At 69.6% G+C, this 10,039-nt stretch carries 6 protein-coding genes; 5 read left to right on the forward strand and 1 reads right to left on the reverse strand.

Annotated elements, in window-relative coordinates:
- Positions 1-181: 181 nt before the first annotated feature.
- From OO69_RS24215 to OO69_RS24225, 3 genes are all read left to right on the forward strand, one after another.
- Positions 182-2,026: a M4 family metallopeptidase gene (locus tag OO69_RS24215; RefSeq protein ID WP_033282821.1), complete on the forward strand. Its 1,845-nt coding sequence runs from the start codon at positions 182-184 to the stop codon at positions 2,024-2,026.
- 257 nt (positions 2,027-2,283) lie between these two features.
- Positions 2,284-3,939, forward strand: coding sequence for a M4 family metallopeptidase (locus tag OO69_RS24220; RefSeq protein ID WP_033282822.1), 1,656 nt, complete (start codon positions 2,284-2,286; stop codon positions 3,937-3,939).
- Positions 3,940-4,021: 82 nt separating this feature from the next.
- Entirely contained in the window at positions 4,022-4,531 is a 510-nt protein-coding gene (locus OO69_RS24225; RefSeq protein ID WP_033282866.1) for a DUF1990 family protein, read from the forward strand.
- 76 nt (positions 4,532-4,607) lie between these two features.
- On the opposite strand, the gene OO69_RS24230 is transcribed toward OO69_RS24225, so the two are convergent.
- On the reverse strand, positions 4,608-7,232 hold the full coding sequence (locus OO69_RS24230; protein ID WP_033282823.1) for a glycosyltransferase family 1 protein: 2,625 nt from the start codon (positions 7,230-7,232) through the stop codon (positions 4,608-4,610).
- A 223-nt stretch (positions 7,233-7,455) separates the two neighbouring features.
- Here OO69_RS24230 and OO69_RS24235 point away from each other — a divergent pair, with 223 nt between their 5' ends.
- Positions 7,456-8,658, forward strand: coding sequence for a S8 family peptidase (locus OO69_RS24235; RefSeq protein ID WP_033282824.1), 1,203 nt, complete (start codon positions 7,456-7,458; stop codon positions 8,656-8,658).
- Between the two features lie 220 nt (positions 8,659-8,878).
- A partial coding sequence (locus OO69_RS24240) for a maltotransferase domain-containing protein (RefSeq protein ID WP_033282825.1) occupies positions 8,879-10,039 on the forward strand: 1,161 nt, incomplete at its 3' end.

Genomic DNA, 10,039 nt, shown 5'->3' on the forward strand with positions numbered 1-10,039 from the left:
CATCCGGACAACGAACGAATTCCGGCCAACCTCCTGACGCGCTCCTGACAGAAAGCGCGAGCTGCTGCCACTCTTCCCCCTGGCGCTTCACAGCAACCCCACAGCTTCACACCAGTGATCACTGTGATCCCTGTGATCTCCCCAGGTCGCGCGATCCGCGACCGTCCCGAAGGAGTCAGTGTTGAGAAGCAATTCCTCGCGCAGACGCACCTCCCACATAGTCGCCGTAGCCGGCGTCACCGCTCTGCTCGCCGCAGCCGTCCAGGCCGGCGCGACCTCCTCCGCCGCTCCGGCCAACCCCCTTGCCAGCAAGGGGAATCCGGCGCACATGGCCCTCTCGCTCTCCCCCTCGCAGCGCGCCGAGCTGCTCCGCGACGCCGCGTCGGCGCGGACCTCGACGGCCAAGGACATCGGCCTCGGCACCAAGGAAGCACTCGTCGTCCGTGACGTCGTCAAGGACGCCGACGGCACGGTCCACACCCGCTACGAGCGCACCTACGGCGGACTCCCGGTCCTGGGCGGCGACCTGGTCGTCGACACCGCCAAGTCCGGTGCCACCGAGCGCGTCATCAAGGCGACCAACGCCACCATCGCGGTCGCCGACCTCACCCCGGACGTCACGACGGCGGCGGCCGAGAAGCAGGCGGTCTCCCGCGCCAAGGCCCTCGGTTCCACCAAGTCGGCCGCGGACTCGGCCCGCAAGGTGATCTGGGCCGCGAGCGGCAAGCCGGTTCTCGCCTACGAGACGGTCGTCGGCGGCCTCCAGGACGACGGCACCCCGAACGAGCTCCACGTCATCACGGACGCGGCCACCGGCAAGAAGCTCTACGAGTACCAGGGCATCGAGAACGCCACCGGCACCGGCAACACCCAGTACAGCGGCTCGGTCCCGCTGACGACGACGCAGTCGGGCTCCAACTACACCCTGACCGACGGCGACCGCGGCGGCCACAAGACGTACAACCTGAACCACGGGACGTCCGGCACCGGCACGCTGTTCTCGCAGACCACCAACACCTGGGGCAACGGCACCACGTCGAACGCGGCGACGGCCGGCGCCGACGCGCACTACGGCGCGGCGGAGACCTGGGACTTCTACAAGAACACGTTCGGCCGCAGCGGCATCAAGAACAACGGCGTCGGCGCCTACTCCCGTGTCCACTACGGGAATTCGTACGTCAACGCGTTCTGGGACGACAGCTGCTTCTGCATGACGTACGGCGACGGCTCCGGCAACGCGGACCCGCTGACGGCCCTCGACGTGGCCGGCCACGAGATGAGCCACGGCGTCACCTCCAACACCGCCGGGCTCAACTACTCCGGTGAATCAGGCGGGTTGAACGAGGCGACCTCCGACATCTTCGGCACCGGCGTCGAGTTCTACGCCAACAACTCGACCGACGTGGGCGACTACCTCATCGGCGAGAAGATCGACATCAACGGCGACGGCACGCCGCTGCGTTACATGGACAAGCCGAGCAAGGACGGCGGCTCCGCGGACAGTCGCGCGCTCACCACGAAGTTCACGTCCACCACCAACTACGCGGCGGCCCGCACCGGGACGCTGGCGGCGGCCGGTGAGCTGTACGGCACGACGGGCGCCGAGTACAAGGCGGTGCAGGACGCGTGGGCGGCCGTGGCGGTCGGTGCGCGCTCCGGTGGCGGCGGCGGTGGCGGCACGTCGTTCGAGAACACGGCCGACGTGTCGATTCCGGACAACGGGGCGGCCGTCACCTCCTCGGTCACCGTGTCCGGGCGGACGGGCAACGCGCCCTCGAACCTCTCGGTCACGGTCGACATCGTGCACACCTGGCGCGGTGACCTGGTGATCGACCTGGTCGCTCCGGACGGGTCGACGTACCGGCTGAAGAACTCCAGCTCGTCCGACTCGGCGGACAACGTGCAGGCGACCTACACCGTCAACGCGTCCTCCGAAGTCGCCAACGGCGTCTGGAAGTTGAAGGTCCAGGACGTGGCGGCACAGGACACCGGCTACATCAACAGCTGGAAGCTTACGTTCCCGTAAAACCCAGGCGTCCACTTCACGCCGCGCAAACAAGACGCCGCCTCGGGGTTTCAACTCCGGGGCGGCGCTCTGTTGTGGACGTTTACATTGCCGCAATGTTTCCCGGACAGTCGATTTTCAGCCAACATCACTTGGGGGTCCTGACATGTACGCGCCCCTGATGCCACTCTTCCCTCACGCCGCTTCAGCACAGCCAATTCACAACCCGCTCCGGTCAGTAACCCCACACTGCCGGACTCCCCCACAGAGGAGCTTGCGTGACCCCCCTCTACGCGCGTCACAAGCGCACCACCCTGGCCATCGCCACCGCGGTCGCCGCCGGCGCCCTGCTCGCCACCGGTGTCAGCACCGGCGCCTCCGCCCAGCCCGCCGCGGCCAAGCCGGCGCCCCTGGCCGCCGCCCCGCAGCTCCTCTCCAACTCCGCGCGCGCCGCGCTGGTCCAGGAGAAGCAGGCCGCCGCGCCCGAGACGGCCCAGCAGATAGGCCTCGGCACCAAGGAGAAGCTGGTCGTCAAGGACGTCGTCAAGGACGTCGACGGCACGCTCCACACCCGCTACGAGCGCACCTACGCGGGCCTCCCGGTCCTCGGTGGCGACCTCGTCGTGCACACCTCGCCGGCCGGCAAGACCGAGGGTGTCACCAAGGCGCACGCGGCGGCCATCAAGGTCTCCACCGTCACGCCGAAGATCTCCACCGCGAAGGCCGAGAAGCAGGCGCTGACCATCGCCAAGGCCGCCGGCTCGGACAAGACCGCCGCCGACGGTGCCCGCAAGGTCATCTGGGCCGGCGGCGCCACCCCCGTCCTCGCCTACGAGACGATCGTCGGCGGCTTCCAGGACGACGGCACCCCGAACCAGCTGCACGTCATCACCGACGCGGCCTCCGGCAAGAAGCTCTTCGAGTACCAGGGCATCGAGAACGCCACCGGCACCGGCAAGACCCTGTACTCGGGCACCGTCAGCCTCACCACCACGCTGTCGGGCACGACGTACTCGCTGACCGACGCCTCGCGCGGCAGCCACAAGACGTACAACCTGAAGCACGGGACGTCCGGCACCGGCACCCTCTTCACCAACACCACCAACACCTGGGGCACCGGCGCCGCGTCCAGCTCCACCACGGACGTGACCGCCGCCGCGGACGCCGCCTACGGCGCCCAGGAGACGTGGGACTTCTACAAGGACACGTTCGGCCGCAGCGGCATCAAGAACAACGGTGTCGGCGCCTACTCCCGTGTCCACTACGGCAGTTCGTACGTGAACGCGTTCTGGGACGACAGCTGCTTCTGCATGACGTACGGCGACGGGTCGAGCAACACCCACCCGCTCACCTCGCTGGACGTGGCCGGCCACGAGATGAGCCACGGCGTCACCTCCAACACCGCGGGCCTGAACTACTCGGGCGAGTCCGGCGGCCTGAACGAGGCGACCTCGGACATCTTCGGCACCGGCGTGGAGTTCTACGCCAACAACTCGTCCGACGTGGGTGACTACCTCATCGGCGAGAAGATCAACATCAACGGCGACGGCACCCCGCTGCGCTACATGGACCAGCCCAGCAAGGACGGCGGCTCCGCCAACTACTGGTCCTCCTCGGTCGGCAACCTCGACGTGCACTACTCGTCGGGCGTCGCCAACCACTTCTTCTACCTCCTGTCCGAGGGCAGCGGCGCGAAGACCATCAACGGCGTGAGCTACAACTCGCCCACGTCCAACGGCTCCACGGTCACCGGCATCGGCCGCGCCAAGGCGCTGCAGATCTGGTACAAGGCGCTGACGACGTACTTCACGTCGACCACCAAGTACGCGGGCGCCCGCACCGGCACCCTGTCGGCGGCGGCGGCGCTGTACGGCTCCGGTTCCACCGAGTACAACGCGGTGGCGGCCGCCTGGTCGGCCGTCAACGTCAGCTGACGACAGCCGAGTTGACAGGTAAGTGACTAGGGCGGTACCCGGAGCGAAGGCAATTCCGGGTACCGCCCTACTCTTGGGTTCCATGTCCTTCACGTACGACGACGTCGGCGCGACCCGCGAACGCGGCTTCTGCCCCCCGGGCTTCCACCCCATGTATGTGCGCACACGTATCGGCGAGGGCGAGAAGGTCTTCCGCCGGGCCGCCGAGGCGGTCCTGACCTGGGAACTCCACCGCGAAATGGGCGTAGGCATCGAGGCGACCGCAGAAAAAGCGGCCCCCGGCGTCGACGTGACGGTCACCCTCGCCGGCCTCATCAAGGCCCCCTGCCGCATCGTCTGGACGGTGGAGGAACACCGCCGGGCGGGCTGGGCCTACGGCACCCTCCCCGGCCACCCCGAATCCGGCGAGGAAGCCTTCGTCGTCGACCGCACGGGCGACGGCACGGTCTGGCTGACGGTCTCCGCCTTCAGCCGAGGCGCCAAGTGGTACGCCCGCCTGGGCGGCCCGGCGACGAGGGGCTTGCAACACGCGTACGCCCGAAAGCTCGGCAGCACGCTGAGGCAGATGTGCGCGCCGTATTCGGAGGTGTAGGAGAGGGGGACGACCCGCGCCCCAGAGGGGCGCGGGGAACTGCGCGACCAGCCACGACGGACTGGCAGACAAAGAACTACCGCATCAACACGCCCGCGCCTTCAACCCCGTCCTCCACCGGCACCGCCACCAGCCCCAACTCCGCACTGGACGCGAGGAGTCGGTGCGCAGGCAGGATCCGCACGGTGTATCCATAGGGCCCGGTGCGATCAAGGGCAAGCGGCCCCTCGTACAACCAGTGCCCCTCCGAATCCGGACCCCCCGCCGGCTTCAAGGGAACCGTCGTCGCGTCCCCGATCCGATCCTCCGGATCCACCCGCCCCGAAACGGCCTGCACTTCCACATCATCCGGAGCAAGCCCCGCCAGCCCCACCCGCACCCGGAGATTCAGCGTCGTACCGAGTTCCGCCGTGGCCGTAGCCGCAGACGCCTCCACGTGATCGACGGTCACCCCATGCCAAGCAGCCCGCACCCGCCCCTTCCAGGCGGCCAGTTCACGAGCCGCATCCGGGGTCATCGCGCGATGGGCATGCGCGGCCGGCCCGTACAGCCGCTCCACGTACTCACGCACCATGCGCCCGGCAAGCACCTTCGGCCCGAGCAACGTCAGCGTCTGGCGCACCATTTCGATCCACCGGTCCGGCAGCCCGTCCTGACCGCGCTCGTAGAACCGCGGGGTGACCCGCTGCTCGAGAAGGTCGTAGAGCGCCGCGGCCTCCACGTCATCCCGGTGATCGGGATCCGTGCCCGTACCGTCCGCCGTGGGGATCGCCCACCCGAAGTCCGGCTGGAACCACTCGTCCCACCAGCCGTCCAGCACCGAGAGGTTGAGGCAGCCGTTCAGCGCCGCCTTCATCCCGCTCGTGCCGCACGCCTCCAGCGGGCGCAGCGGGTTGTTGAGCCAGATGTCGCAGCCGGGGTACAGCTTCTGCGCCATCGCCATGCCGTAGTCGGGCAGGAAGACGATGCGGTGCCGGACGCGCGGATCGTCCGCGAACTTCACCAGCTCCTGCACCAGCCGCTTGCCCCCGTCGTCCGCCGGGTGCGCCTTGCCCGCCACCACGATCTGGATCGGGTGGTCCGGGTGCAGGAGGAGATCCATCAGCCGGTCCCGGTCGCGCAGCATCAGCGTCAGACGCTTGTACGACGGGACGCGGCGCGCGAATCCGATCGTGAGGACGTCGGGGTCGAGGACACCGTCGATCCAGCCCAACTCGGCTGATCCCGCGCCGCGTTGACGCCAGGAGGCACGCAACCGCTCCCGTACCTCCACCACCAGCTGCTCACGCAGATCGCGGCGCAGCTCCCAGATGTCCTGGTCCGGGATCTCCGCGACCGCGTCCCAGCGGTCCGAACCGCCCACCGTCAGAGCGTCCTCGGTGCGCTGAGCGCCGATCTGCCGCGCCCCGAGCCGGAACACCTCGGGGGCGACCCAGGTCGGCGCGTGCACCCCGTTGGTCACGGAGGTGATCGGCACCTCCTCGGCGTCGAACCCCGGCCAGAGTCCGGAGAACATCTCGCGGCTCACCTGGCCGTGCAACAGGGAGACGCCGTTGGCCCGTTGCCCCAGGCGCAGGCCCATCACGGCCATGTTGAAGAGGTTGGGTTCGCCGCCCGGGTAGGTCTCCATGCCGAGGTTCAGGATGTGCTGGACGTCCAGGCGCGGGAGTTCGGCCTCGGAACCGAAGTGCCGGGCCACCAACTCCCGGTCGAAACGGTCGATTCCGGCCGGGACCGGGGTGTGCGTGGTGAAGACCGTGCCGGCCCGCACCGCCTCCAGGCCGGCGTCGAAGTCCAGCCCCGCGTCGCAGAGTTCGGCGATCCGCTCCAGGCCGAGGAAGCCCGCGTGTCCCTCGTTCGTGTGGAACACCTCGGGCTCGGGGTGACCGGTGAGGCGACAGTACGTCCGGACCGCCCGCACACCCCCTATACCGAGCAACATCTCCTGGAGCAGCCGGTGTTCACTGCCGCCGCCGTAGAGGACGTCGGTCACGCTGCGTTCGCCGAGGTCGTTCTCCTCGACGTCGGAGTCGAGCATCAGGAGCGGCACCCGGCCGACCTGGGCCAGCCAGACGCGGGCGCGCAGGGAACGCCCTCCGGGCAGCGCGAGGGAGACCTGGGCCGGGGAGCCGTCCTCCTCCCGCAGCAGCGCGACCGGGAGTTCGTTGGGGTCGAGGACCGGATAGTGCTCCTGCTGCCAGCCGTCCCGGGACAGCGACTGGCGGAAGTATCCGTGCCGGTACAGGAGTCCGACACCGATCAGCGGTACGCCGAGATCGCTGGCCGATTTCAGATGGTCGCCGGCGAGGATGCCGAGGCCGCCGGAGTACTGCGGCAGGGCGGCCGTCACACCGAACTCGGGCGAGAAGTAGGCGACGGCGGCGGGGAGTTCACGTTCGGCGGCCTGGGTCTGGTACCAGCGGTCACCGCCCACGTAGTCGGCGAGGTCTCCGGCGACCTCGGTGAGCCGGCGCAGGAAACGGCTGTCCTCGGCCAGCTCCGCGAGCCGCTCGGCGGAGACGCTGCCGAGGAGTCGTACGGGATCGCGTTCCGAGGCGGTCCAGCGCTCGGGATCGACGGACTGGAAGAGATCGCGGGTGTCGGCGTGCCAGGACCAGCGCAGATTGCGCGCCAGATCACTGAGAGGTCGGAGGGGTTCGGGGAGAACGGGACGGACGGTGAATCGACGGATCGCCTTCACAGCTCCACCTCGGCGCGTTCGCTGGATGACACACGGCTATGTGCGTCGTCGTGTGTGATGACGGTACCGGTGATGGTGTGGGCGTTGCTGGGGGCTTCGCCCCCAGACCCCCGCTGAAGAAGTTGAACCGGCATGTACTGAAAAGGCGCCCTCATGCGCCCTTGTGGTGCTTCGCGCCTCACGAGAGGCTGCCCTGTGGAGAGTTGAAGGAGGGGAACTCGACATGGCACGGACGCGCACGCGGCGTCTGCGCCGGGCGGGGGGCCTGACCGCGGTCACCACCATCGTGGTGCTTTCGGCCATCACCCTGCCCGCGCACGCCGCACCGGAGGGGACCATACTCGGCGCCGGTGAACCCGGTTCCGTGAGCGGCAGTTACCTGGTGACTCTGAAGGGGGGAACCGCGGCTCCGTCGGCCGTCGGCAAGGGCCTCGCCACGAAGTACGGGGCGAGAATAAGCCACACCTACGGCACGGCGCTGAACGGCTACGCCATCGAGGCCAACGAGAGACAGGCCAGACTCCTCGCGGCGGACGCCCGGGTCGCCTCGGTCGCCCAGGACACCCGGATCACCGTGGACCGCACCCAGCGCAACCCGCCGTCCTGGGGCCTGGACCGTCTCGACCAGCCGAGCCTGCCGCTGAGCAAGAGCTACACCTCGCCGACCGCCGGGGGCAGCGGCGTGACGGTGTACGTGATCGACACCGGCATCCGGATCACCCACCAGGACTTCGGCGGCCGGGCGAGCTACGGCTGGGACTTCGTCGACAACGACGCCACCGCCCAGGACGGCAACGGCCACGGCACCCATGTCGCCGGAACGATCGCCGGCACCACGTACGGCGTCGCCAAGAAGGCCAAGGTCGTCGCCGTCCGGGTCCTCGACAACGCGGGAGCCGGTACGACCTCGCAGGTCATCGCCGGTATCGACTGGGTCACCCGGCACGCGCACAAGCCCGCGGTCGCCAACCTCAGCCTCGGCGGCATCCACAACGCCCAGCTGGACGCGGCCGTACGCAACTCGATCGCCGCCGGTGTCACGTACACGGTCGCGGCGGGCAACGACGGGCTGCAGGCCGGCCTGTACTCCCCCGCGGACGTGAAGGAGGCCGTCACGGTCGGCGCCACCGACCGGACGGACGCCCGGGCGGCCTTCTCGAACTTCGGCCCGGCCGTCGATCTGTTCGCCCCGGGCGTCTCGATCACCTCCGCGTCGTACGCGAGCGACACGGGGAAGGCGACCTTCTCCGGTACGTCCATGGCGTCACCCCACGCGGCAGGCGCGGCGGCCGTCTATCTCGCCGGCCACCCGCGTGCCACCCCGGCACAGGTCTCCGCGGCTCTTGTCTCGGGGGCGGTTTCCGGGAAGGTGTCCGGCGCGGGGATCGGTTCGCCGGACAAACTTCTGCAAGTACCGCGGTCGTAGCGCGGGAGTGACGGTTCGGGCCCCGTCCGCCCAGGACGGGGCCTGGATCTTTTGTGGAGACCTGCGCGTAAGTAGTTAGCAACCTGCCGGATTGCTAACCCGAATAGGGTGGGAAGGCTCCACCGGTACGCCCCCCAGACGCACCACGGGATCTCCTTCGCAGGACCCACCTCCCCACATCCATCCGCCCACACCCACGTTGACGCGGACAGGAGCGGTCATGCCCGCCACGCACCACTCGTCACCACCCCCGACACCCGGCAAGGCCACGCCCCCCGTGCGCCCCGCCGGCACGGCACCCCCCGCCCCGGAGCCACCCTCCGCGGACGGCACCTCGCCCGGCATCGGACGCATCCCCGTCCTCGATGTCCGGCCGGTCGTCCAGCACGGCCACCGGTCCGCCAAGGCGGTCACCGGTGAGACGTTCGAGGTCTCGGCCATCGTCTTCCGCGAGGGCCACGACGCGGTCGCCGCGAACGCAGTCCTCTACGACCCGGACGGCCGCCCCGGCCCGTGGACCCCGATGCGGGAGCTCGCCCCGGGCTCCGACCGCTGGGGCGCCACGGTCACGCCCGGCGCACCCGGCCGGTGGACCTACACCGTGGAGGCCTGGAGCGACCCCGTCTCCACCTGGCGCCACCACGCCCGGATCAAGATCCCGGCCGGAATGGACACGGACCTGGTCCTGGAGGAGGGCGCGCGACTGTACGAACGCGCCATCTCCGGCGTCCCGAAGGGCAAGGGCCTCCGCCCCGTCCTCCGCGCCGCCGTGTCCGCCCTCCGCGACGAGACCCGCCCGCCCGCGTCCCGCCTCGCCGCCGCGCTGACGCCGGAGGTGGACGGGGTCCTGGCCCGGTATCCCCTGCGGGAACTGGTCACGGCCGCCGAGCCCCGGCCGCTTCTCGTCGAGCGGGAACGGGCCCTCTACGGCGCCTGGTACGAGTTCTTCCCGCGCTCCGAGGGCACCCCGGCCCAGCCCCACGGCACGTTCCGCACGGCCGCGAAACGCCTGGACGGGATCGCGGCCATGGGCTTCGACGTCGTCTACCTCCCGCCGATCCATCCCATCGGGACCACCTTCCGCAAGGGCCCGAACAACACCCTGTCCGCAGGGCGGGACGACGTCGGCGTCCCGTGGGCGATCGGCTCCCCCGAGGGCGGCCACGACGCGATCCACCCGCAGCTGGGCACGCTGGAGGACTTCGACGCGTTCGTCGCGCGGGCCGCCGAGCTGGGCATGGAGATCGCGCTGGACTTCGCGCTCCAGTGCTCCCCGGACCACCCGTGGGTGGAGAAGCACCCGGAGTGGTTCCACCACCGCCCCGACGGGACGATCGCGTACGCGGAGAACCCGCCGAAGAAGTACCAGGACATCTACCCG

Source organism: Streptomyces sp. NRRL F-525 (assembly GCF_000716605.1).
GTDB lineage: Bacteria > Actinomycetota > Actinomycetes > Streptomycetales > Streptomycetaceae > Streptomyces.